Origin of the sequence: Streptomyces longispororuber, assembly GCF_014656095.1 — a bacterium.
Lineage (GTDB): Bacteria > Actinomycetota > Actinomycetes > Streptomycetales > Streptomycetaceae > Streptomyces > Streptomyces longispororuber.
This window is the reverse complement of record NZ_BNBT01000064.1, coordinates 21,723-43,206: the sequence shown is the minus strand read 5'-3', so window position 1 is coordinate 43,206 and position 21,484 is coordinate 21,723. Positions and strand designations below refer to the sequence as shown.

Below are 21,484 nucleotides of genomic sequence, written 5' to 3'. Positions count from 1 at the left end.
CCCGGCCCCGGCCCCGCGCGGAACCGTACGGCGACCGCGGCGCGGGCGGCGCGCCGCCTGGGCCGGGCAGTACGCGGCGCTCCTCGCGTACCTCGCCTTCCTCGTCCTGCCGTTCCTGTGGCTCGTCTCCACGTCGTTCAAACCGGCCCGGGAGCTCGGCAGCCTGCACCCCACCTGGATCCCGAAGGACCCGACCCTCGCCAACTACCGCCAGGCCTTCGACGAGCAGCCGCTGCTCCGGGCCGCGGGCAACTCGCTCGTCGCGGCCCTCAGCGCGGCCGTCCTCGCCGTCGCCGTCGCGACCCCCATGGCGTACGTGATGGCGCGCCACCGCACCCGGCTCGCGCGGGCGGCCACCGGCTGGGTCGTGGTCAGCCAGGCCTTCCCCTTCGTCCTGGTGATCATCCCGCTGTTCCTCGTCCTGAAGAACCTGCACCTGATCAACTCGCTGCCCGGCCTCATCGCGGTCTACGTGGTGTGGGCGCTGCCGTTCGCGCTGTGGATGCTCGTGGGGTACGTGCGCGCGGTGCCGGCCGAGCTGGAGGAGGCCGCCGCGGTGGACGGCGCGGGACGGCTGCGGACGCTGGTGTCGGTCACCGCGCCGCTGCTCGCGCCGGGCATCGGGGCGACGGCGCTGTTCGCCTTCATCACGGCGTGGAACGAGTTCTTCTTCGCGCTCGTCCTCCTCAAGACCCCGGAGAAGCAGACGTTGCCGGTCGTCCTCACCCACTTCCTCGGCGCGGAGGGCGCGGCCGACCTCGGGCCGCTCGCCGCCGCCGCGTTCCTCGCGACGCTGCCCTCCCTCGTCGTGTTCGCGCTCATCCAGAGGCGGATCACGAGCGGCATGCTGGCCGGGGCGGTGAAGAGCTGATGCGCGCGCCCCGCAGGCTCGCGACGGTCGCGGCCGCCCTGGCGCTGCTGCTGTCCGGCTGCGCGGACGGCGGGGGCGACGACGCCGACGGCCGGATCACCCTGCGCTTCCAGTCGCTGGCCTGGCAGAAGGAGTCCGTCGAGGCCAACAAGGAGCTGGTGGCGGAGTGGAACGCCCGCCACCCCGACGTCCGGGTCGAGTACGTCCAGGGGAGCTGGACGAGCATCCACGACCAGCTCCTCACCTCGTTCGAGGGCGGCGAGGCCCCGGACGTCATCCACGACGCGTCCGACGACCTCGCGGACTTCGCGTACGGCGGCTACCTCGCCGACCTCGGGAGACTGCTGCCGAAGCGGCTGCGCGACGACATCCCCCGGAGTGCCTGGGACACGGCCACCTTCGGCGGCACGGTGTACGGCGTGCCGTTCCTGCAGGAGCCGCGCGTACTGATCGCCAACGCCACGTGGCTCAAGAAGTCGGGGGTACGCATCCCCACCCCCGACAAGCCGTGGAGCTGGCCGGAGTTCCGGTCCGTGACGCGGCAACTGAGCGACGGCAAGGGGAAGTACGGCGTCGCCTGGCCGCTCAAGGAGCCGGTGTCGGCGACGCTCAACCTCTCCCTGTCGGCGGGCGGGAAGCTGTTCCACCGGCGCGCGGACGGCAAGGCCGAGATCCGCTTCGACGACGCCGACGCGGTGGTGCCGCGCACCGTCCACGACCAGGTCAACGTGGACCGCAGCGCGTCCGGCGCCACCCTCGGCATGGGTGGCTCCGACACCCTGCCGGGCTTCTTCGGCGGCAAGTACGCGATGGTGCCGCTCGGCTTCTCGTACCGTCAGCAGGTCGCGCAGCAGGCGCCCGAGGGCTTCGACTGGCGGGTCCTGCCCGCGCCCGCAGGGGCGGACGGGCTCGCGCAGGGCGTGAGCCCGCAGACCCTGTCGGTCGCCGAGGACAGCCCGCACAAGAAGGAGGCGGCGGCCTTCATCGACTTCTTCCTGCGCCCCGCCAACATGGTGCGCCTCGCGCGCGGCGACTGGATGCTCCCCACCGGCCGCACGGCCCTCAAGGACCCCGCGCTGCACACGAGGAAGCACGACTGGGCAACGGGCACGGCCCTGGCCCGCCACCTGCGCCCCGCCCCCGCCCAGGCGGTACGCGGCTACCCGGAGTGGTCGGACAAGATCGCCACCCCCGCGCTCCAGGAGTACTACAGCGGCGCGATCGACCTGGACGAGCTGCGCGAGCGCCTGGTGGAGGACGGGAACCTGGTGCTCAAGCGGTACCAGCGCTGAGGCCCTCCGGCCGGAGGCGCCGGTGAGCGGCCCGGCCCCGGACGGGCGCGGGGCCGCCGTACGCCCGGCCCGGCTACTGGATCCCGCCGTTGCTCTGCAGGAGCTGCCCGTTGATCCACCCGCCCTCCGCAGAGCAAAGGAACGTGACGAGATGCGCGCAGTCCCGCGGCACACCGAGGCGCCCCAGGGGTGTGGCGTGCACCAGGTCCGCCTTCAGCTCCTCGGTCATCCAACCGGTGTCGGTCGGCCCGGGGTTGACGGCGTTGCAGGTGACTCCCAGGTGGGCGAGTTCCTGGGCGGCCGCCAGCGTGATCCGGTCCATGGCCCCCTTGCTCGCCCCGTAGGGCAGGTTGCCGGCGGTGTGGTCGCTGGTCAGGCTGACGACGCGCCCGCTGCCGTGCGGCCCGCGGAACCGCAGCCCGTACTCCCGGATCAGCAGCCAGGTCGCCCGCGCGTTGACGGCGTAGTGCAGGTCGAAGCTCTCCACCGTGGTGTCGAGCAGGCCGGAGTCGACCGACTCGCAGTGGCAGAGCACCAGCGCGGTGACGTTCCCCAGCTCGCGCTCGACGTCGTCGAAGAGCCGCGCCGGTACCGCCGGGTCGCTCAGGTCCGCCTCGACCGCGTGCGTCCGCGCCCCCAGCCCCGCCGCCCGCTCCCGCAACTCCTCGGCGGCCCCGGCCTCCACGCCCCACTCCATCCGCGCGTCGTACGGCGTCCAGTACGAAAAGGCCACGTCCCACCCGGCCCGCGCCAGCCCCAGCACCACGGCCGCCCCAATCCCCACGGACCGCCCGGCCCCCGTAACGAGGGCCAACGGCCGCCCCGCCCGGCCCTGCCGCTTCCCCAGGTGCGTCTCACCACTCATGCCCCTCATCCTGATGGACGGCCCGCTCGCACCGCACTCCCTTTTCACCACACACCGGTTCACAGCGCACCGGGCACCCACCCTCAGGAACCGCGGCCTGCGCCACCACGCGGGACCACGAGCGCTGGGCCGTCACCGTCGAGGCGGTCGGCCGGGTGAGCCCCGGCGTCGAGCGCTGACGCCACTCGCCGGGACCGCGGCCGTGCCGTTGCCCCGGAGCCGGGTACGACACCGGGCGGGGGCCGCCCGGTGTCCCGGAGGTCCCCGCCCTGGTGTGCGGCGCCGTACCCGCGGCAGTGTGCCTGTGGCGGTTGTCGCGGTGGTCGTCGTCGGCGTTCGGCTCAGACGCCGACCGACTCCTCCATCTCCTCTTCCAGCTCCTCGGCCTCGTCGGTCCGCCCGGCGGGGCCAGGCGTGGCCGGGGTTGCCTTGCGGTGCCGTTCCGCCAGGGCCGCGACCGCCGTGATCAGGGCGCCCACCGCCAGCCAGGCGAGCAGGGTGACCACGTGGGTGCCGAGGTCGTGGTTGTCGAAGTAGAGGTGGGCGCGGACGCCCTCGACGAAGCCCGCGCCGTTCCAGAAGCCGTGCAGCGCGCCGAAGAAGCCGTCCTGGAGTTCGGGGCGGAAGAGGCCGCCGGAGCTGGTGAAGTTCAGCATCACGAAGAGGACCATCATCGCGAGCGTCGTCCAGCGCTTGAGGAACGTGTGCAGGCCGACGCCGATGAGCAGGATGCCCGCCGAGTACAGCCAGGACAGTGCCCACACGCCCCACAGGCCGTGGTGCGCCAGGTGGAAGACGGGCCCGGCGAGCGCCGCGCCGATCAGGCTCACGGCGAAGGCGACGCCGACGGCGAGCCCGGCGCGTGCCCGCATCCGCAGGGCCGCGCCCGCCGCGCCGAGCGCCGCGACGGAGGCGTACGAACCGATGCTCACCGCCACCAGCAGGAAGAACAGGCCCTGCCCCGTCGGGTCGTCGGCGACCGGGCGGGCCACGTCGGTGACCTTCAGGGGCGCGCCCTGCTCGGCCGCGACCGGCGTGAACACCTTCTGGACGGCCAGCGCGCTCATGTCGGAGCCCGCGGAGGCCACGAGCAGCTCAGGGGTCCTGGTGTCCGGGAGGTAGGCGCCGGAGATGTCGAGGGACTTCAGCTCGTCGACGGCCTGGGCGCGCGTGGCCAGGGTGCGCACGTCCAGGGCGTCGCCCGCCTTCTCCTGGACGGCCTGGGCGAAGTGCTGCGCGCGGGCGTCGGTGCCGACCACGGCCACCGGCAGGTCGTGCGGCTCCGGCGTGACGAACGCGCTCATGTACGCCAGGCCCATGCCCAGGCACATGAGGAGCGGGGTCAGCAGGTGCAGAAGGACGTGGCGCAAGGGGCCGCGGTCGGGCGCCGTCATACGGGGCTCTCCAGATCTCTGTCCATGCCGTCCGATCCGTGCCGTCCGCTTCCTGGCGTCGTGTGCGGCGTCGTGTGCGGGCGTCGGGCGCCGGCGGCGGACAGGGCGGGTGGATGGCGGGAAGGTAGTTGGCATATGCAACTCTTACGTCATGTTGTACTGTACAACCATTAGCTCCGGGAGGGAAGCGGAGCCCTGTACACCGGTTCCGCGGCCGTGCGGAGGGCCGGGCGATGTGGACGCGAGGAGGCGGGGGCCGTGGCCGACCGCGGTGAGTCGATCGAGGTCATCCAGCGGGAGATGACGGTGTTCGCGCGGCGCGCCCGCGCCACGGCCGCGCGGATGCACCCCGAGCTCTCGCTCGTCTCCTTCACGCTGCTCAGCCACCTGGAGGACCGCCAGGGCTGCCGCGCCACGGACCTCGCGGCGCACTACACCCTGGACAAGTCGACGATCAGCAGGCAGGTCGCGGCCCTGGAGAAGGCGGGCCTGGTGGAGCGGCGCCAGGACCCGGCCGACCACCGCGTACACGTGCTGCACCTGACCGAGCGGGGGGTCGGGGTGCTCGCGCAGGTCACCGACAGCCGCAGGATCGCCTTCCGGGAGCGCCTCGCGGGCTGGAGCGGGCCGGACCTGGAGCGCTTCGCGGAGTATCTGCTGCGCTACAACGCGGGCGCTTCCGACGAGGGGCCTTGACGTCCGGTGGCCTGAGGGGTTGCGCGCCCTGGGGCTGGCTGCGCGCCCTGGAAGGCCGCGCGCCCTGAGGCGCTGCGTGCCCTGACGGCCAGCCGTCGCGTCCGGCGGGGTGAGGTGCCGGGAAACCCTTGCACGAGACGTATCGTCTCGCGTAAGGTCCTCGCATGACCACACCCCAGCGTGCCCACGTCGCCATGTTCTCCATCGCCGCCCACGGGCACGTGAACCCGAGCCTGGAAGTGATCCGGGAGCTCGTCGCCCGCGGCCACCGCGTCACGTACGCGATCCCGGAGGCCTTCGCGGAGAAGGTCGCCGAGACCGGCGCCGAACCCGTGCTCTACCGCAGCGCGCTCCCCGGCCCGGACGACGACCCGTCGGCCTGGGGCGAGACCCTGCTCGACAACGTCGAGCCGTTCCTGGCCGACGCGATCCAGGCGCTGCCGCAGCTCGCGCGGGCCTACGAGGGCGACGAGCCGGACATCGTCCTGTACGACATCACCTCGTACCCCGCGCGCGTCCTCGCCCGCCGCTGGGGCGTGCCCGAGGTCTCCCTGTCGCCGAACCTGGTGGCCTGGGAGGGGTACGAGGAGGAGGTCGCCGAGCCGATGTGGAAGGAGCCGAGGAGCACCGAGCGCGGCCAGGCCTACTATGCGCGCTTCGAGGCCTGGCTGAAGGAGAACGGGATCACGCAACACCCCGACCCCTTCGTCGGCCGCCCGCCCCGCTCGCTCGTGCTCATCCCCAAGGCGCTCCAGCCGCACGCCGACCGGGTCGACGAGACCGTGCACACCTTCGTCGGCGCCTGCCAGGGCGACCGCGCCGCGCAGGGCGACTGGGAGCGTCCCGCCGGCGCCGAGAAGGTACTCCTGGTGTCCCTCGGCTCCGCCTTCACCAAGCGGCCCGACTTCTACTGCGAGTGCGTCAAGGCCTTCGGCGACCTGCCGGGCTGGCACGTGGTCCTCCAGGTCGGCAAGCACGTCGACGCGGGCGAGCTCGGGGACGTACCGGCCAACGTCGAGGTGCGCTCGTGGGTGCCGCAACTGGCGGTCCTGAAGAAGGCCGACGCGTTCATCACGCACGCGGGCGCGGGCGGCAGCCAGGAGGGCCTCGCCACCGGGACCCCGATGGTGGCGGTGCCGCAGGCCGTCGACCAGTTCGGCAACGCCGACATGCTCCAGGCGCTCGGCGTCGCCCGCCACCTGCCGATGGAGGAGGCCGACGCGGCGGCGCTGCGCGCGGCGGTGCTCGCGCTCGTCGACGACCCGGAGGTGGCGCGCAGGCTGGAGGAGGTGCGCGCCGGGATGGCGGGCGAGGGCGGCACGCGGCGGGCGGCCGACCTCATCGAGGAGGAGATCGCGCGTGGGCGGCGTGACGGCGGTGTGAAGGGCGCCCGGGCGTCCTGACAAGGGCGTCGACCCGGTCCCTTGGTGGGACCGATACCCCCCGCCAAAGGTTGCCCGCGCCGCTTCTTGTGGCCCCGGTAAACGCTTTCCTAGCGTGAGGTGAACCGCACTCGAACGCCAGGAAGTTGACCCATGTCACGACAGCCCACGCGACGAGACACGCCCGCTGCGCCGGAGATCGGAGGCGGGGGGCGGGAGATACCGTCCCTCGCCGAGGTCCGCCGCGTCACCCAGAAGAAGCGCGACGCCTGGTGGACCGTGCTGCTCGTCGACCCCGTCGCCACGCCGCTCGTCCGCCAGACCGCGCTGCGCACGCGGATCACCCCGAACCAGATCACCTGGGGCGCGTTCCTGCTGGGCCTCGGCTCCGCGGTCTGCTTCGCCTTCGGGGACTGGCGGTGGCTGGTGCTCGGCGCGGTGGTCTACCACCTGAGCTTCGTCCTGGACTGCATGGACGGCAAGGTCGCGCGGCTGACCGGCCAGGGGTCGGTGTTCGGCGCGTGGCTCGACTTCGTCTTCGACCGGATCCGGGTGATGGTGTGCGGGGTCGCCCTCATGGGCGGCCAGTACGAGCGGACCGGTGAGGTGGTGTACGTGTGGCTCGCGCTCGCGGTGGTCGGGCTCGACACGCTGCGCTACATCAACTCCCTGGAGATCTTCAAGGTCCGCCACACCATGCGCAAGCAGATCAAGGCCCGGGTGCGGGCGGCCCGGCGCGCCGAGAACGCGGCCGAACTCGCCTTCATGGAGGACCTGCTGCGGGCCAACCCGGAGGCGGACGTCGAGCGCGACCGGGCCCTGGGGGCGACCGCGACCTCCGTACCGGAGGGGATCGCTGCGCCGGAGGGGCCGTCCGTGTCCACGGGGCCTGCTGCGCCGGAGGGGCCGTCCGTGTCCACAGGGCCTGCTGCGCCGGAGGAGACCTCGTTGTCCACGGGGCCCGCTGCGCCGGGCGCGCCCCCCACGCCGGGCGGCCGCCCCAAGCAAGTCATCGACCTGCACCAGGAGTTCCGGCACCGGTTCCCCACCTACCTGCGGGCGCGCTCCTTCCTGCTGCGGCACCGCATCCGTACGCACCTCGTCAGCGGGGTCGAGTTCCAGATGGGTGTCTTCATCGTCGGCCCGCTCCTCGACCAGGTGATCGCGGCGACCGTCGTCTCCGGCGCGCTGCTGCTGGTCTTCGAACTCGCCATCGTCTACAAGCTGTTGCTGTCGACACGGGACTTCACGCGGACGATCGAGTCGTTCGAGGAACGGCCGGTCACGACGGCGGCGTAGCCTCCCGGCGGGGAGGGCGAGGGCGGGTGTGCCCGAAACGTCGCAGGCCGGGCGGTTTGTTGTTACAGAACCTTGTTGAACAAGTCACAGCCGCCTGTAGCTATTGATCTGCGCGCGCCATTCAGACAAGGTTTCGTCCCAACGCCCGGTGATCTTCCGTTCCTTCGGGGCACCCCGGGCGCCGCAGCGAAAGCTCGACACCTCCCACATCCCCCCACATCCCCCCACACACCCCACGAGGAGACCCCTCTTCATGGCAGCTCACAAGCGCGCTCGCACGATGAAGCTCACCGCGGCCATAGCCACCGCCGCCACCGCGGTGGGAGTGACCGTCTTCGCCGGCACCTTCGCCGGCGCCTCGACGCCCGCCGAGGGCAAGGTCTACGGCACGGACGCCAAGGGCGCCGTCGCCGGCAGCTACATCGTGCTGCTCGACGAGAAGGCCACCAAGGACGCCAAGGCGGACCTCGCCGAGGAGTACGGCGGCTCCCTCAACCGCAACTACTCCTCGGACGTGAACGGCTTCTCCGCCAAGGGCCTCAGCGAGACCGAGGCCAAGCGCCTCGCCGCCGACCCGGCCGTCGGCAAGGTCGTGCAGAACAAGAAGTTCTCCATCAAGGCCACCCAGGAGAACCCGCCGTCCTGGGGCCTGGACCGCGTCGACCAGGCCGACACCGCGGGCGACGGCAAGTACACCTACCCGGACAAGGGCGGCGAGGGCGTGACCGCGTACGTCATCGACACCGGCGTCCGCGTCAGCCACAAGGACTTCGGCGGCCGCGCCGTCTCCGGCTTCGACGCCGTCGACAACGACGACAGCGCCGACGACGGCAACGGCCACGGCACCCACGTCGCGGGCACCATCGCGGGCGACGCGCACGGCGTGGCCAAGAAGGCGAAGATCGTCGGCGTGCGCGTCCTGGACGACCAGGGCTCCGGCACCACCGAGCAGGTCGTCGCCGGCATCGACTGGGTCACCAAGAACCACCAGGGCCCGTCCGTCGCCAACATGAGCCTCGGCGGCGGCGCCGACGAGGCCCTCGACGAGGCCGTCCGCAAGTCCATCGCCTCCGGCGTCACCTACGCGGTGGCCGCGGGCAACGAGTCGAGCGACGCGGGCCAGAGCTCCCCGGCGCGCGTGCAGGAGGCCATCACGGTCGCCTCCTCCACGAAGGACGACCAGCAGTCCGACTTCTCCAACTTCGGCTCCGTCGTGGACCTCTACGCCCCGGGCTCGGACATCACGTCCTCCTGGAACACCGGCGACGACGCCACCAAGACCATCTCCGGTACGTCGATGGCGACCCCGCACGTCGTCGGCGCCGCCGCGGTCTACCTGGCCGGGCACCCGGACGCCACGCCCGCGGACGTCGCCGAGGCGCTGACCGGCGGCGCCACCCCGGACAAGATCTCCCACCCGAGCGCGGGCACGCCCAACAAGCTCCTGAAGGTCGTCGAGTAGCGGCGACGGGCCGCCGCACCGCGTGCGGCGGCCCCCCTTCGGACCGGCGGCCGCCGTGCCCACCCCCACGGGGCGCGGCGGCCGCCTTATCGTGTGCGCATGGCGACGAAGATCTACGCGGCGCTGCTGCGCGGCGTGAACGTGGGCGGCGGCAGGAAGGTGCCGATGGCCCGGCTGCGCACCCTCCTGGAAGAACTCGGACACGGCGGCGTACAAACGTATCTGCAGAGCGGGAACGCGGTGTTCACCACCGACCGCGGCGACGAGGACTCGCTCGCTGCGGAGCTGGGCGCCGCCCTGGAGGAGGAGTTCGGCTTCGGCGTGGAGCTGCTGGTGCGCGACGGCGCGTACCTGCGGGCCGTCGTCGACCGCTGCCCGTTCCCCGCCGCCGGCCTCGAGGGCAGGCAACTGCACGTCACGTACTTCTCCGAGCCCGTGGACCCCGGCCGCTACGCCGCGCTGGACCGGGCCGCGTACCTGCCGGAGGAGTTCCGGCTCGGCGACCGGGCCCTGTACCTGTACGCGCCCGACGGACTCGGGCGCTCCAAGCTCGCCGACGCCCTGAGCCGCCCCGCCCTGACCCGGGGCACCGTCGCCACCAGCCGCAACTGGAACACCGTCACCAAGCTCGCGGAGCTGACCGGGGGAGACCACCGATGACCGACCGCTCGCCCGCCGTCGAGGCCGCCATCGAGAACGAGCTGCGCCTGCTCGACCCGGAGGTGCGCTCCACGCCCGAGCTGTTCGAGAAGCTGCTGCACCCGGAGTTCACCGAGTTCGGCGCCTCGGGCGCGCGCTGGGACCGCGCGTCGATCCTGCGGGTCCTCGCCGCGCGGCCCGAGCCCGGCGGCCGCCCCATCACCACGTCCGGCATGCGGGGCGTCCAGCTCGCCGACGACCTGGTGCACCTCACCTTCGACACCGACAGCAACGGCCGCCTGGCGCACCGCAGTTCGCTGTGGCGGCGCACCGGGGACCGCTGGCTGCTCTGGTTCCACCAGGGCACGCCCTTCACGCCGCCCGAGCCCGAGCCCGAGGAGGACTGAGGACGGCCGCCGCCCCCGATGGCGTGCCCGCGCTCAGACGGCGGGCGCCAGCGCCACCACGCGGTCCCCGCGGTACGTGGTGTGCGAGACGACCCGCTCGGGGACGGCGAGCCGCGGGTCGGCCAGGAGGGCCCGCACCGCCTCGGGCCGCCCCGCGTCCGGCGCGTGCCCGGCCGCCGACGTGGCGGCGGCCACCGCGTCGAGCAGGGCGAGGTCGGCGTCGGTGACCTCCGCGGCGGCCTTGTCCATCAGCCCCCAGCCGTCCCAGGGCAGCAGCTCCACCCCGCCGAGCGCGGCCAGGTCGGCCACCACGTCGGCCCGGACGAGGTCAAGACCCCTGATCGCGGGCACGCTGCTCACGCCGTACGTGTCCGGGTCCGCGCGGCCCTCGCGGCACGCCCGCCACGCGTCACCGGCGACCACGTACGCCGTGCGCGGCACGTCCAGGGCGTCGAACGCGGTGGCGTAGAACCCGCCCACCAACTGCGCGTCGGCGAGCACCCAGCCCCGCCCTGCCACCCAGTACTCCGTCACCCAGTGGTTGTCGTGGAAGCCCGGCTCGAAGTACGTCGCGTAGCCGGCGCGGACGCGCGCCGGGGTGCCGGTGGCCCGCAGCAGCGCGCACAGCAGCAGCGCGTAGTCCCGGCAGGTGGCGACGAACCGGGCGGCGGGCTCGCGGCGCTCCCCGAGCGAGGTGTCCCCGCGCTCGCGCAGGATGCGCAGGATCTCCGCCACGTACCGGGACTCCGCGTCCCCGTGCAGCCGTTCGTCCGGCACGTCGTAGCCGAACCGCCAGGTCTCCTGCCGGTGCAGCAGCACCCCGTGCACCATCGACGCGAGCGCGGCGGGGTCGCGCGGCAGCGGCACACCGCCGAGCAGGGCGTCGAGGTGCGGGCCCGGGGTGCTGTACGGGGTCTGGGTCAGATAAGGGGTGTCCATGCCCGGCAGGGTGCGGTCTGCCCCTGGGGCAGAGTCCAGCGTCGGCGGGGCCCGCGGTGCGCCGGACCCGGGCGCGTCACCCCGCGGCGGGCAGGTCCAGGAGGCCCGGGCCGCTCGCCGCCGCGAGGTGCCCGGGGCGGCGGTCCGCCGGGAAGCGGCGGCACGCGTCGAACCGCTCCAGCAGCACCCGGGCGACGAGCGGGGAGTCCCCGAGCACCCCGCCGAGCACATCGGCCCCGGCGGCCCCCCGGGCGATCCGGTCGGGCAGGAACCCGGGGGCCAGGACGTACGGGGCGACGGCCACCCGCCGCACCCCGGGCACGTGCCGCAAGGCCTGGACGGCCCCCTCGGTGGGGGGCAGTCCCGCGGAGGCGAACGCAGGCCGCACGGCGCACCAACCGGTACGCCGCCACTCCCGCGCGATGTCAGCGATCACTGCGATCGCCTCCGGGTCCGTGGAGCCGGCCGAGGCGAGGACCACCCCGGTCACGGCCTTGTCGGCGGGGTCGAGCCCCGCCTCGTACAGCCGCTGCTCCAGCGCGGCGAGCAGCAGCGGCGAGGGGCCGAGCACCCCGGCCCCGCGCACCCGCAGCCCCGCGGGGGCCTCCCGCAGGGCGGCCGGGATGTCGGCCTTCGCGTGGAAGGCGCGGGTCAGCAGCAGCGGCAGGGCGACGACGTCCCGGACGCCCTGACCGGCCAGGGACTCCAGCGCCCGGGGCACGGAGGGCGCGTTGAAGTCCAGGAAGGCGGCCTCCACCCGCTGCCCCGGGCGCAGCGCGCGCACGCGCCGCACCAGGGCCCGCACCGTGGCGGCGTGCCGGGGGTCCCGGCTGCCGTGGGCGATGACCAGCAGGACCGGCGGAGCGGGGTTCAGGGGCGGGCGCATCGTGCTCACTTCACCAGCAGGCCGCGGCTGCGCAGCACCCACCGCTCCAGCGGACTGAAGATCAGCAGGTCGATGGCGATGCCGACGACGAGGATCAGCAGGATCGCGAGGAACACCTGCGACATGCTGCTGTTGGTGCGCCCCGCCTCCAGGAGCTGGCCGAGGCCCATGCCCAGGTCCGGCGACTGGGCGATGATCTCGGCGGCCATCAGGGACCGCCAGGAGAAGGCCCAGCCCTGCTTCAGCCCCGCCAGGTAGCCGGGCAGGGCGGCGGGCATGACGATGTGCCAGGTGCCGCGCAGGCCGGTCGCGCCCAGGGTGCGGCCCGCCCGCAGGAACAGCGGCGGCACCTGGTCCACGCCGGAGACCAGGCCGTTGGCGATGGACGGCACGGCGCCGAGCAGGATCACCGCGTACATCATCTTGTCGTTGAGGCCCAGCCAGATCACCGCCGGGGGCACCCACGCCACCGACGGCAGCGACTGCAGGCCCGACAGGACCGGGCCGATGGCCGCCCGCACGAAGCGGACCCGGGCCACCACCAGGCCGAGCGGGGTGCCGATGAGCAGAGCCAGCAGGAACCCGAACATGCCGCGCGAGACGGACGTCCAGATGTAGTCGACGAGGGTGCCCTGCAGCCAGGCGTTCTCGACCTCCTGCCACACGGCGCCCGGCGACGGCAGCTTGTAGCTGTCGGTCACCTCCGCCCAGACGAGGACCTGCCAGACCACCAGGACCAGCAGGACCGCCGTCACGGGCGGCAGGACCTTCTGGACCAGGGTCTCGCGCAGCGGGGCGCGCCGCGTCTGCACGGTGTCCAGCGCGTCCAGGCCCGCCTCCAGGCCGGCGAGGTCGTGGGTGTCCCGCCGGCCGTCCCGCTCCGGCGCGGACCGCCGGCCGTCCTCGCCCGTCGCGGACGCGGTCGTCTCAGTGCTGCCCATGGCGGCGGATCTCCCCACGCAGTTCTTCAGTGATCTCGGCGGACAGCTCCGCCACCGCCGCGTCCTCGATGCGGCGCGGCTGCTCGATGTCGACGGTCCACTCGCGCGCGACGCGGCCGGGCCGCGAGGACAGCAGGACCACGCGCTGGGCGAGCCGTACCGCCTCGCGGACGTTGTGCGTGACGAACAGGACCGACACCCGCGTCTCGCGCCAGATCCGGGTCAGCTCGTCGTGCAGCACGTCCCGGGTGATCGCGTCGAGCGCGGCGAACGGCTCGTCCATCAGGAGCAGCTTGCTGTCCTGGGCCAGGGCGCGGGCCAGCGCGACCCGCTGGCGCATGCCGCCGGACAGCTCGTGCACGCGCTTGCCGTACGCGCCCCGCAGCCGGACGAGCTCGAGCAACTCCTCGGCGCGCGGGCGGCGTTCGGCCTTGGGCAGCCCGCGCAGCCGCAGCGCCAGCTCGATGTTCCGGCCCGCGGTCAGCCACGGGAACAGCGCGTGCTCCTGGAACATCAGGGCCGGGCGGCCGTCGGTGCCGATGCTGCCCGCGCTCGGCCGGTCGAGCCCGGCGACGAGGTTGAGCAGCGTCGACTTGCCGCACCCGGAGGCTCCCAGGAGCGTGACGAACTCGCCCTGGTTGACGTCCAGCGTGATGTCGTCGAGGACGAGCTGCTGTCCGGCGGGCGTGGTGAAGGACTTCGAGACGTGCTCGACGCGCGCGGCGACGTCGAGCGCGTCCGCGGCCCGGGTGGCGCTTCCTGCTTCCTTGGCGAGTGTCGCGGCCATGGTCGTCCCCTCCTGAGAACCTGAACTGATGGGCGGGTACGGCTACTCGGCGCCGAGGCCGGCGTCGTCGACCGCGGGTTCGCCCGCCGCCTTCAGGACCTTGTTGAGCGGCTCGAGGTCGTAGATGCCCTTCAGGTCGGGCTTCTCCAGGAGGCCCGCCCGCACGGCGTGGTCGGCCTCGGTGTCGAGCGTCGCCGCCAGCGGGTCGTTGGTGAACTGGATGGACTTCCAGGCCGGGTCGAGGATCTTGGCGGGCAGGGCCTTGCCGGAGTGCTGCTTCAGCTTGGCGTTGGCGGCGGCCTTGGCCTTCTCCGGGTTGTCCTTGATGAACTGGTTGGTCTTCACCGCGCCCCGCAGGACGGCCTCGACCACCTTCGGATGCTTCGCCAGGAAGTCCTGGCGCACGATGATGTTCGTGATCACGAACTTCTTGTCCGGCCACAGGTCGGCCTCGTCGAGCAGCACCTTCGCGCCCTCGGAGACCAGCTTGGACGCGGTCGGCTCCGGCACCCAGGCGCCGTCGATCGAGCCGGACTTGTAGGCGTCCGGGGTGATCTTGTTGTCGGTGCGGACCACCGACACGTCGCCCTTGCCGCTCTGCGCGTCGACCTTCCACCCCTTCTCGGAGATCCAGTGGAGGAACGCCACGTCCTGGGTGTTGCCGAGCTGCGGGGTGGCGATCTTCTTGCCCTTGACGTCGTTCAAGGACCTGATCTTCTCGGGGTTGACCACGAGCTTCACGCCGCCGGAGGCCGAGCCGCCGATGATGCGCAGGTTCTTGCCGCCGGACTTGGTGTAGCCGTTGATGGCGGGCGACGGGCCGATCCAGCCGATGTCGATGGACTTCGAGTTCAGCGCCTCGATCTCCGAGGGGCCCGCGTTGAACTCCGCGTACGAGGCCTTGGTGGCACCCAGTTCCTTCTGGAACAGGCCCTCGTGGGCGCCGACGAGCGCCGTGCCGTGGGTGAGGTTCGGGAAGTAGCCGATCCTCACGGTGTCCAGGCCGTCGATCTTCTTCGCACCGGCGGCGATGCGGGCCTTGCCGCCGTCGTCCTTGTCGGAGTCCGAGCCGTATCCGCAGGCGGAGAGGGTGAGCGCGAGCAGGGGGAGGGCGACGGCGGCCAGGCGGCCGGAGCGTGTCGCACGGGAGGGGCGGGGACCGGGGATGCGGATGGCTGGCACGGGAGGCGTTCCTCTCGTTGGCCCGGCTCGACGCACGGATCAGGGTGCGGCCGGGCGGATGTCGGCGGATCTTCGTCTGCGTGCGAAGGGACGGCGGGGGGTGTGGGCGCGCGAGCGGCACGCGGACGCGCCGCTCGCGGAAGGCGTCACGCCACACATCGCGTCACGCCGCCCGAACCCGCGCCGAGGGCGCCGCTGCCCACGCGGCCGCCCTCCTTCGCGAAGGTCGAGAAGACATCGGGGAAGGCCATGGTCAGAAGTCCCATCCGTCGTCGTCCGCGGCGGGCGCGGGCGCCTCGGCCCGCGCGAAGGCCTCGCCCGCCATGCCGGCGGCCAGCGTGGTGCCGTCCGCCGGGTCGATGAGGAGGAAGGAGCCGGTACGGCGCGAGTCGGCGTACGCGTCGAGCGCGAGCGGCTCGGCGGTGCGCACCAGGACGCGGCCGATGTCGTTGGCGACGAGGTGCCCGGGGTTCGGGTGCTGCGAGAGGTCGTCCAGGGTGAGCCGGGACGGGATCTGCTTCACGATCGCCTTGACCGTGCGCGTGGTGTGCTTGAGCAGCACCCGCCGGCCCACGGTCAGCGGCTGGTCCGCGACGTGGCAGACGGTGGCCGCGATGTCCTGGGTCGTCGGCGGCGTATCACTGCTCGGGACGAGCATGTCACCTCGTGAGACGTCCAGGTCGTCCTCCAGGAGCACGGTCACGGACTGCGGCGTCCACGCCACGTCCACCGGCTCGCCGAGCAGGTCGATGCCCGCGATCCGCGACGAGCGGCCCGAGGGCAGCACGGTGACCTCGTCGCCGACGCGGAAGGTGCCCGCCGCGATCTGCCCCGCGTACCCGCGGTAGTCGGGGTGCTCCGCCGTCTGCGGCCGGATCACGTACTGCACCGGCAGCCGGGCGTGGCAGCTCGTCAGGTCGTGGCTGACCGGCACCGTCTCCAGGTGCTCCAGGACGGTCGGGCCGCCGTACCAGTCCATGGTCGAGGACGGCTCGACCACGTTGTCCCCGGCGAGCGCCGAGATCGGGATCGAGGTGACCTCGGGGACGCCCAGCTCGGTGGCGTACGCGGTGAACTCCTCGGCGATCTTCGCGAAGACCGGCTCCGCGTAGCCGACGAGGTCCATCTTGTTCACCGCGAGCACCACGTGCGGCACCCGCAGGAGCGCGGCGATGGCGGCGTGCCTGCGGGTCTGCTCGACCACGCCGTTGCGGGCGTCGACCAGGACGACCGTGAGCTCGGCCGTGGAGGCGCCGGTGACCATGTTGCGGGTGTACTGCACGTGGCCGGGGGTGTCGGCGAGGATGAACCGGCGCCGGGCGGTCGCGAAGTAGCGGTACGCCACGTCGATGGTGATGCCCTGCTCGCGCTCGGCCCGCAGGCCGTCGGTGAGCAGCGCGAGGTCGGGCCCCTCGGCGCCGCGGCTGCGCGAGGCGTGCTCCACGGCCTCCAACTGGTCGGCCAGGACCGACTTGGAGTCGTGCAGGAGCCGGCCCACGAGCGTGGACTTGCCGTCGTCGACGGACCCGGCGGTGGCGAACCGCAGCAGGGTCGTCGCGCCGAGCTGATCGGCGGCGACGGCGGTGGTGGGTGTCGTCATGGCTAGAAGTACCCCTCGCGCTTGCGGTCTTCCATCGCGGCCTCGGAGAGCTTGTCGTCGGCCCGGGTGGCGCCGCGCTCGGTGAGCCGGGACGCCGCGATCTCGGTGATCACGGCCTCCAGGGTGGTGGCGTCGGAGTCGACGGCCCCGGTGCAGGACATGTCGCCGACCGTGCGGTAGCGCACCAGCCGCTTCTCCACGTCCTCGCCGTCCTTGGGGCCGCCCCAGTCCCCGGCGGTCAGCCACATCCCGTCGCGCCGGAACACCTCGCGCTCGTGGGCGAAGTAGATCTCCGGCAGCTCGATCCCCTCGCGGGCGATGTACTGCCACACGTCCAGCTCGGTCCAGTTGGACAGCGGGAAGACGCGCACGTGCTCGCCCGGCGCGTGCCGGCCGTTGTAGAGCTGCCACAGCTCGGGCCGCTGGCGGCGCGGGTCCCACTGCGAGAACTCGTCGCGCAGCGAGAACACCCGCTCCTTGGCGCGGGCCTTCTCCTCGTCCCTGCGCCCGCCGCCGAAGACGGCGTCGAACCGCTCGCTCTGGATCTTCTCCGTCAGCGGCAGCGTCTGCAGCGGGTTGCGGGTGCCGTCCGGCCGCTCCTTGAGCACGCCCCGGTCGATGTAGTCCTGTACGGACGCCACGTGCAGCCGCAGCCGGTGGCGTGCCACGACGCGGTCGCGGTAGTCGATGACCTCGGGGAAGTTGTGCCCGGTGTCGACGTGCAGCAGCGCGAAGGGGACCGCCGCCGGGGCGAACGCCTTCAGCGCCAGGTGCAGCATGACGATGGAGTCCTTGCCGCCGGAGAACAGGATCACCGGCCGCTCGAACTCGCCCGCCACCTCCCGGAAGATGTGCACGGCCTCGGACTCCAGGGCGTCCAGGTGGCTGAGCGCGTACGGGCTGTCGTCGCCCGCCGCGCGCCCGGGGTGCGCGGAGTCCTCGGACACGGCCGCGGCGGTGGTCATGGTGCGTCCCTTTCGCCTGTCGATTCGCCTGTCGTTCGCTTCGAACCCCGTGGTCGTCCGCGGCGGGAGGGCCGCGGGGACGTCGCTCACAGGACGCCCCTCTCCCGCAGCAGCGCCAGCACGGCCGCCGCCGACTCGGGCACGGTCTGGTGCTGCGACTCCAGGCGCAGGTCGGGCGACTCCGGCTCCTCGTACGGGTCGTCGACGCCCGTCAGACCGGTCAGCTCGCCCGCCGCCTGCTTGGCGTACAGGCCCTTCACGTCACGGACGGAGCACACCTCCACCGGCGTGGCGACGTGCACCTCCAGGTACGGGGTGCCGGCCGTCTGGTGGCGCTTGCGCACCGCGTCGCGGCTGTCGGCGAACGGGGCGATGACGGGCACGAGCGCGAGCACGCCGTTGCGGGCGAGCAGCTCGGCGACGAAGCCGATGCGCTGCACGTTGGTGTGCCGGTCCTCGCGGCTGAAGCCGAGGCCCGCGGAGAGGAACTCGCGGATCTCGTCGCCGTCGAGCACCTCGACCGCGCGGCCCCGCGCGCGCAGCGTCCGCGCCAGCTCGTGGGCGATGGTGGTCTTGCCCGCGCTGGGCAGGCCCGTGAGCCAGACGGTGGCTCCGGTCACGTGGGTCTCCTGAACGGTGTGGGGGGTCGTCGGCCGGGGGGTGTGCGGGGCGGCCGTCATCCGTGCAGCCCGCACTCGGTCTTGGCGCGCCCGGCCCAGCGGCCCGCGCGCGCGTCCTCGCCCTCCAGGAGGCGCCGGGTGCACGGGGCGCAGCCCACGGAGCCGTAGCCGTCCATGAGGAGCGGGTTGGTGAGCACGCCGTGCTCGGCGACGTAGGCGTCCACGTCGTCCTGCGTCCAGCGGGCGATGGGGGAGACCTTCACCTTGCGGCGCCTGTCGTCCCAGCCGACGACGGGGGTGTGCGCGCGGGTCGGCGACTCGTCGCGGCGCAGGCCCGTGGCCCAAGCCAGGTACCCGGCCAGGCCCTCCTCCAGGGGCTTGACCTTGCGCAGGGCGCAGCACAGGTCGGGGTCGCGGTCGTGCAGCCGCGGGCCGTACTCGGCGTCCTGCTCGGCCACGGTCTGCCGGGGCGTGAGCGTGATGACGTCGACGTCCATCACGGCCGCCACGGCGTCGCGGGTGCCGATGGTCTCGGGGAAGTGGTAGCCGGTGTCCAGGAACACCACGTCCACGCCGGGCCGGGCGCGCGCGGCGAGGTGGGCCACCACGGCGTCCTCCATGGAGGAGGTCACGCAGAAGCGGGCGCCGAAGGTGCCGGCGGCCCAGGTGAGGATCTCCAGGGCGGAGGCGTCCTCCAAGTCGCGCCCGGCGCGCTCGGCGAGCGCCTTGAGCTCGTCGGCCGGGGTGTCGGCCGACACCTGCTGAGTGCTCGTCATATCTCTGCCCCTCCACCGTCGTCGCGTCGAAGCCCCCGGGCGAGCAGCCCGAGGAACTTCACCTGGAAGGCGCGGTTGCACGCCGCGCATTCCCAGGCGCCGTGGCCCTGCTCGCCCGGACGCAGGTCCTCGTCGCCGCAGTACGGGCAGTAGAAGGGGGCCGCGCGCTCGCTCATGCCGTGTCCTTCGCTTCGCTCGCCACGCTCATGCCAGGGCCTCCTCGGAGGCGCGGGCCGCCCAGGTGGCGAACCGCTCGCCGTCCTCGCGCTCCGCCTGGTAGCGCCTGAGGACCCGCTCCACGTAGTCCGGCAGCTCGGCGGCGGTGACCTTCAGGCCGCGCACCTTGCGGCCGAACCCGGCCTCCAGGCCGAGCGCGCCGCCCAGGTGCACCTGGTAGCCCTCGACCTGGTCGCCGTTCTCGTCGAGGACGAGCTGGCCCTTGAGGCCGATGTCGGCGACCTGGATGCGGGCGCAGGCGTTCGGGCAGCCGTTGATGTTGATGGTGAGCGGCTCGTCGAAGTCCGGGACGCGCCGCTCCAGTTCGTCGATGAGCGAGGCGCCGCGCGCCTTCGTCTCGACGATGGCGAGCTTGCAGAACTCGATCCCGGTGCAGGCCATGGTGCCGCGCCGGAACGGCGAGGGGCGCACGGTCAGGTCGAGCGCCTCAAGGCCCTCGACCAGGGAGTCGACCTGGTCCTCCGCGACGTCGAGCACGATCATCTTCTGCTCGACGGTGGTGCGCAGGCGGCCCGAGCCGTGGGCGGCGGCGAGGTCGGCGATCTTCGTCAGGACGGTGCCGTCGACGCGGCCGACGCGCGGGGCGAAGCCGACGTAGTAGCGGCCGTCCCGCTGCCGGTGCACGCCGACGTGGTCGCGCCAGCGCTGTACGGGCTGCTCGGGCGCGGGCCCGTCGGCGAGCGTGCGCAGCAGGTACTCGTCCTCCAGGACCCGGCGGAACTTCTCCACGCCCCAGTCGGCGACGAGGAACTTCAGCCGGGCGCGGTTGCGCAGCCGCCGGTAGCCGTAGTCGCGGAAGATGGAGATGACGCCCTCGAAGACGTCGGGCACGTCCTCCAGCGGCACCCAGGCGCCGAGCCGCTGCCCGATCTTGGGGTTGGTGGACAGGCCGCCGCCGACCCACAGGTCGAAGCCGGGCCCGTACTCGGGGTGGCGCACGCCCACGAAGGCGACGTCGTTGATCTCGTGCGCCACGTCGAGCAGCGGCGAGCCGGAGATCGCGGACTTGAACTTGCGCGGCAGGTTCGAGAAGGCCGGGTTGCCGATGACGCGGCGGTGGATCTCCTCGACGGCGGGCGTGCCGTCGATGATCTCGTCCTCCGCGATCCCGGCGACGGGGGAGCCGAGGATGACGCGCGGGGTGTCGCCGCAGGCCTCGGTCGTGGACAGGCCCACGGCCTCCAGGCGGCGCCAGATCTCCGGCACGTCCTCGATGCGGATCCAGTGGTACTGGATGTTCTGCCGGTCGGTGATGTCGGCGGTGCCGCGGGCGAACTCCTGCGAGATCTCGCCGACGACCCGGAGCTGGTCGGTGGTGAGCCGGCCGCCGTCGATGCGGACCCGGAGCATGAAGTGCTCGTCGTCCAGCTCCTCCGGCGCCAGGACCGCCGTCTTGCCGCCGTCGATGCCGGGCTTGCGCTGGGTGTACAGGCCCCACCAGCGCATCCGGCCGCGCAGGTCGTTCGGGTCGATGGAGTCGAAGCCGCGCTTGGAGTAGATCGTCTCAATGCGTGTCCGCACATTGAGACCGTCGTCGTCCTTCTTGAACTGCTCGTTCCCGTTCAGCGGCGTGAAGTGTCCGGCGGCCCACTGGCCCTCGCCGCGGTGGCGGCCCGTCCTGCGACGGGGTGCGGCGGGCACGGTTCGATCCGGGGTTGCGGCCATGGGTACGTCCTTCACAGCGGGCTGAGAGCGGCTCTGACCTGCGCACTCGCGCAGAAGGCGCGGCGGGGCGCGGGGAGGGGTCAGTACGGGGGAAGCGGCGGTGCTGGGTCTCTCAGCTCGCCGGACACATGGCGCTGGACACGCGGACGAGGTCGACGTGACGTCGACTCACCAAGGCGATTCCAGCTCGAGACATGCCGAAAGCCTGGCATGGGGCGCGATACGCAGTCCACCGTTATCCGCATGCTGGACGCTTCCGTCTCGCATGCCGGGATGCCCCTCGCGGGTGCGCCCCAGTCCCACCCCTCCCCGAAACCAGGGGCTGCCGCCCCCGGCCCCCCGCCCTGTTCGTCTGGGGCTCCGCCCCTTTCCCCCTTCATTGGCGCTCCGCGCCTCGTCCTCAAACGCCGGACGGGCTGGAGATCCCGGGTCCCCGCCGTTTCCGTCTGGGGCTCCGCCCCTTTCCCCCGTCATCGGCGCTTCGCGCCTCGTCCTCAAACGCCGGACGGGCTGGAAGTTCCCGTCTCGCCGTCGTCGGCCGGACGGGCTGGAAGTTCCCGTCTCGCCGTCGTCGGCCGG

General features: G+C 72.8%; 22 protein-coding genes. 8 read left to right on the top strand and 14 right to left on the bottom strand.

Translation table 11 applies throughout. From position 1 onward, the window contains the following. Positions 1-106: 106 nt before the first annotated feature. Together IE330_RS20545 and IE330_RS20540 are read left to right on the top strand one after the other, a co-directional pair. Complete coding sequence (locus IE330_RS20545) at positions 107-871, top strand: carbohydrate ABC transporter permease (RefSeq protein ID WP_190137540.1); 765 nt, start codon at positions 107-109, stop codon at positions 869-871. After that, a complete protein-coding gene (locus IE330_RS20540) occupies positions 871-2,163 on the top strand; it encodes an ABC transporter substrate-binding protein (protein ID WP_190137534.1) in 1,293 nt (430 codons plus the stop codon). Before IE330_RS20545 ends, IE330_RS20540 begins: the two co-directional genes overlap by 1 nt. A 73-nt stretch (positions 2,164-2,236) precedes the next feature. On the opposite strand, the gene IE330_RS20535 is transcribed toward IE330_RS20540, so the two are convergent. Both IE330_RS20535 and IE330_RS20530 read right to left on the bottom strand, forming a co-directional pair. Next, positions 2,237-3,028, bottom strand: a complete 792-nt coding sequence (locus IE330_RS20535; RefSeq protein ID WP_190137533.1) for an SDR family oxidoreductase — start codon at positions 3,026-3,028, stop codon at positions 2,237-2,239. 341 nt (positions 3,029-3,369) lie between these two features. After that, entirely contained in the window at positions 3,370-4,422 is a 1,053-nt protein-coding gene (locus IE330_RS20530) for an ABC-2 transporter permease (protein ID WP_190137532.1), read from the bottom strand. A 300-nt stretch (positions 4,423-4,722) separates the two neighbouring features. Between IE330_RS20530 and IE330_RS20525 the strand changes: the two genes are divergently transcribed. The 6 genes from IE330_RS20525 (at position 4,723) to IE330_RS20500 (ending at position 10,307) form a co-directional block, all read left to right on the top strand. Continuing rightward, complete coding sequence (locus IE330_RS20525) at positions 4,723-5,118, top strand: MarR family winged helix-turn-helix transcriptional regulator (protein WP_190137539.1); 396 nt, start codon at positions 4,723-4,725, stop codon at positions 5,116-5,118. Between the two features lie 164 nt (positions 5,119-5,282). Next, entirely contained in the window at positions 5,283-6,521 is a 1,239-nt protein-coding gene (gene mgt / locus IE330_RS20520) for a macrolide-inactivating glycosyltransferase (RefSeq protein ID WP_190137531.1), read from the top strand. A gap of 132 nt (positions 6,522-6,653) precedes the next feature. Then, complete coding sequence (locus IE330_RS20515) at positions 6,654-7,799, top strand: CDP-alcohol phosphatidyltransferase family protein (RefSeq protein WP_190137530.1); 1,146 nt, start codon at positions 6,654-6,656, stop codon at positions 7,797-7,799. 253 nt (positions 7,800-8,052) lie between these two features. Further along, positions 8,053-9,261: a S8 family peptidase gene (locus tag IE330_RS20510; RefSeq protein ID WP_190137529.1), complete on the top strand. Its 1,209-nt coding sequence runs from the start codon at positions 8,053-8,055 to the stop codon at positions 9,259-9,261. Positions 9,262-9,360: 99 nt separating this feature from the next. Continuing rightward, complete coding sequence (locus IE330_RS20505) at positions 9,361-9,921, top strand: DUF1697 domain-containing protein (RefSeq protein WP_190137528.1); 561 nt, start codon at positions 9,361-9,363, stop codon at positions 9,919-9,921. Then, positions 9,918-10,307: a nuclear transport factor 2 family protein gene (locus IE330_RS20500; RefSeq protein ID WP_190137527.1), complete on the top strand. Its 390-nt coding sequence runs from the start codon at positions 9,918-9,920 to the stop codon at positions 10,305-10,307. The genes IE330_RS20505 and IE330_RS20500 overlap by 4 nt, the downstream gene beginning before the upstream one ends. Positions 10,308-10,340: 33 nt before the next feature. Here the strand turns inward: IE330_RS20500 and IE330_RS20495 are convergent, their stop codons facing one another. The 12 genes from IE330_RS20495 to IE330_RS40060 all read right to left on the bottom strand — a co-directional run bounded on the left by IE330_RS20495 (position 10,341) and on the right by IE330_RS40060 (position 21,101). Further along, the gene (locus IE330_RS20495) at positions 10,341-11,246 is read right to left on the bottom strand and encodes a transglutaminase domain-containing protein (protein WP_190137526.1); all 906 of its coding nucleotides are present in this window, start codon (positions 11,244-11,246) and stop codon (positions 10,341-10,343) included. Between the two features lie 76 nt (positions 11,247-11,322). Next, a complete protein-coding gene (locus IE330_RS20490; RefSeq protein WP_190137538.1) occupies positions 11,323-12,132 on the bottom strand; it encodes a sirohydrochlorin chelatase in 810 nt (269 codons plus the stop codon). A gap of 5 nt (positions 12,133-12,137) precedes the next feature. Beyond that, positions 12,138-13,073, bottom strand: a complete 936-nt coding sequence (locus IE330_RS20485; protein WP_190137525.1) for an ABC transporter permease — start codon at positions 13,071-13,073, stop codon at positions 12,138-12,140. Beyond that, entirely contained in the window at positions 13,060-13,860 is an 801-nt protein-coding gene (locus IE330_RS20480) for an ABC transporter ATP-binding protein (protein WP_190137524.1), read from the bottom strand. Before IE330_RS20480 ends, IE330_RS20485 begins: the two co-directional genes overlap by 14 nt. Positions 13,861-13,902: 42 nt before the next feature. Beyond that, the gene (locus IE330_RS20475; protein WP_373314694.1) at positions 13,903-15,042 is read right to left on the bottom strand and encodes an aliphatic sulfonate ABC transporter substrate-binding protein; all 1,140 of its coding nucleotides are present in this window, start codon (positions 15,040-15,042) and stop codon (positions 13,903-13,905) included. Positions 15,043-15,295: 253 nt separating this feature from the next. Further along, positions 15,296-16,642, bottom strand: coding sequence for a sulfate adenylyltransferase subunit 1 (locus tag IE330_RS20465; RefSeq protein WP_190137523.1), 1,347 nt, complete (start codon positions 16,640-16,642; stop codon positions 15,296-15,298). 2 nt (positions 16,643-16,644) lie between these two features. Further along, positions 16,645-17,607 (bottom strand): sulfate adenylyltransferase subunit CysD, encoded by a 963-nt coding sequence (gene cysD, locus IE330_RS20460; protein WP_190137522.1) that lies wholly within the window; start codon positions 17,605-17,607, stop codon positions 16,645-16,647. Positions 17,608-17,693: 86 nt separating this feature from the next. Then, a complete protein-coding gene (cysC, locus tag IE330_RS20455; protein ID WP_190137521.1) occupies positions 17,694-18,287 on the bottom strand; it encodes an adenylyl-sulfate kinase in 594 nt (197 codons plus the stop codon). After that, positions 18,284-19,003 carry a phosphoadenylyl-sulfate reductase gene (locus IE330_RS20450; protein WP_190137520.1) on the bottom strand — a complete coding sequence of 240 codons (720 nt, stop codon included), beginning with the start codon at positions 19,001-19,003 and terminating at the stop codon, positions 18,284-18,286. The genes cysC and IE330_RS20450 overlap by 4 nt, the downstream gene beginning before the upstream one ends. After that, complete coding sequence (locus tag IE330_RS20445) at positions 19,000-19,179, bottom strand: hypothetical protein (RefSeq protein WP_190137519.1); 180 nt, start codon at positions 19,177-19,179, stop codon at positions 19,000-19,002. Before IE330_RS20445 ends, IE330_RS20450 begins: the two co-directional genes overlap by 4 nt. A 28-nt stretch (positions 19,180-19,207) precedes the next feature. Continuing rightward, positions 19,208-20,905, bottom strand: a complete 1,698-nt coding sequence (locus IE330_RS20440; protein ID WP_190137518.1) for a nitrite/sulfite reductase — start codon at positions 20,903-20,905, stop codon at positions 19,208-19,210. A gap of 112 nt (positions 20,906-21,017) precedes the next feature. After that, positions 21,018-21,101, bottom strand: coding sequence for a putative leader peptide (locus IE330_RS40060; RefSeq protein WP_318783855.1), 84 nt, complete (start codon positions 21,099-21,101; stop codon positions 21,018-21,020). Positions 21,102-21,484: the final 383 nt, after the last annotated feature.

Coding starts and splice junctions, on each gene's coding strand:
- IE330_RS20490 (WP_190137538.1), bottom strand. CDS start 12,132: ATGCGCCCGCCCCTGAACCCCGCTCCGCCGGTCCTGCTGGTCATCGCC.
- IE330_RS20540 (WP_190137534.1), top strand. CDS start 871: ATGCGCGCGCCCCGCAGGCTCGCGACGGTCGCGGCCGCCCTGGCGCTG.
- IE330_RS20465 (WP_190137523.1), bottom strand. CDS start 16,642: ATGACGACACCCACCACCGCCGTCGCCGCCGATCAGCTCGGCGCGACG.
- mgt (WP_190137531.1), top strand. CDS start 5,283: ATGACCACACCCCAGCGTGCCCACGTCGCCATGTTCTCCATCGCCGCC.
- IE330_RS20530 (WP_190137532.1), bottom strand. CDS start 4,422: ATGACGGCGCCCGACCGCGGCCCCTTGCGCCACGTCCTTCTGCACCTG.
- IE330_RS20445 (WP_190137519.1), bottom strand. CDS start 19,179: ATGAGCGAGCGCGCGGCCCCCTTCTACTGCCCGTACTGCGGCGACGAG.
- IE330_RS20495 (WP_190137526.1), bottom strand. CDS start 11,246: ATGGACACCCCTTATCTGACCCAGACCCCGTACAGCACCCCGGGCCCG.
- IE330_RS20485 (WP_190137525.1), bottom strand. CDS start 13,073: ATGGGCAGCACTGAGACGACCGCGTCCGCGACGGGCGAGGACGGCCGG.
- IE330_RS20510 (WP_190137529.1), top strand. CDS start 8,053: ATGGCAGCTCACAAGCGCGCTCGCACGATGAAGCTCACCGCGGCCATA.
- IE330_RS20535 (WP_190137533.1), bottom strand. CDS start 3,028: ATGAGTGGTGAGACGCACCTGGGGAAGCGGCAGGGCCGGGCGGGGCGG.
- IE330_RS20440 (WP_190137518.1), bottom strand. CDS start 20,905: ATGGCCGCAACCCCGGATCGAACCGTGCCCGCCGCACCCCGTCGCAGG.
- cysC (WP_190137521.1), bottom strand. CDS start 18,287: ATGACGGCCGCCCCGCACACCCCCCGGCCGACGACCCCCCACACCGTT.
- IE330_RS40060 (WP_318783855.1), bottom strand. CDS start 21,101: ATGTCTCGAGCTGGAATCGCCTTGGTGAGTCGACGTCACGTCGACCTC.
- IE330_RS20525 (WP_190137539.1), top strand. CDS start 4,723: ATGACGGTGTTCGCGCGGCGCGCCCGCGCCACGGCCGCGCGGATGCAC.
- cysD (WP_190137522.1), bottom strand. CDS start 17,607: ATGACCACCGCCGCGGCCGTGTCCGAGGACTCCGCGCACCCCGGGCGC.
- IE330_RS20480 (WP_190137524.1), bottom strand. CDS start 13,860: ATGGCCGCGACACTCGCCAAGGAAGCAGGAAGCGCCACCCGGGCCGCG.
- IE330_RS20450 (WP_190137520.1), bottom strand. CDS start 19,003: ATGACGAGCACTCAGCAGGTGTCGGCCGACACCCCGGCCGACGAGCTC.
- IE330_RS20500 (WP_190137527.1), top strand. CDS start 9,918: ATGACCGACCGCTCGCCCGCCGTCGAGGCCGCCATCGAGAACGAGCTG.
- IE330_RS20505 (WP_190137528.1), top strand. CDS start 9,361: ATGGCGACGAAGATCTACGCGGCGCTGCTGCGCGGCGTGAACGTGGGC.
- IE330_RS20515 (WP_190137530.1), top strand. CDS start 6,654: ATGTCACGACAGCCCACGCGACGAGACACGCCCGCTGCGCCGGAGATC.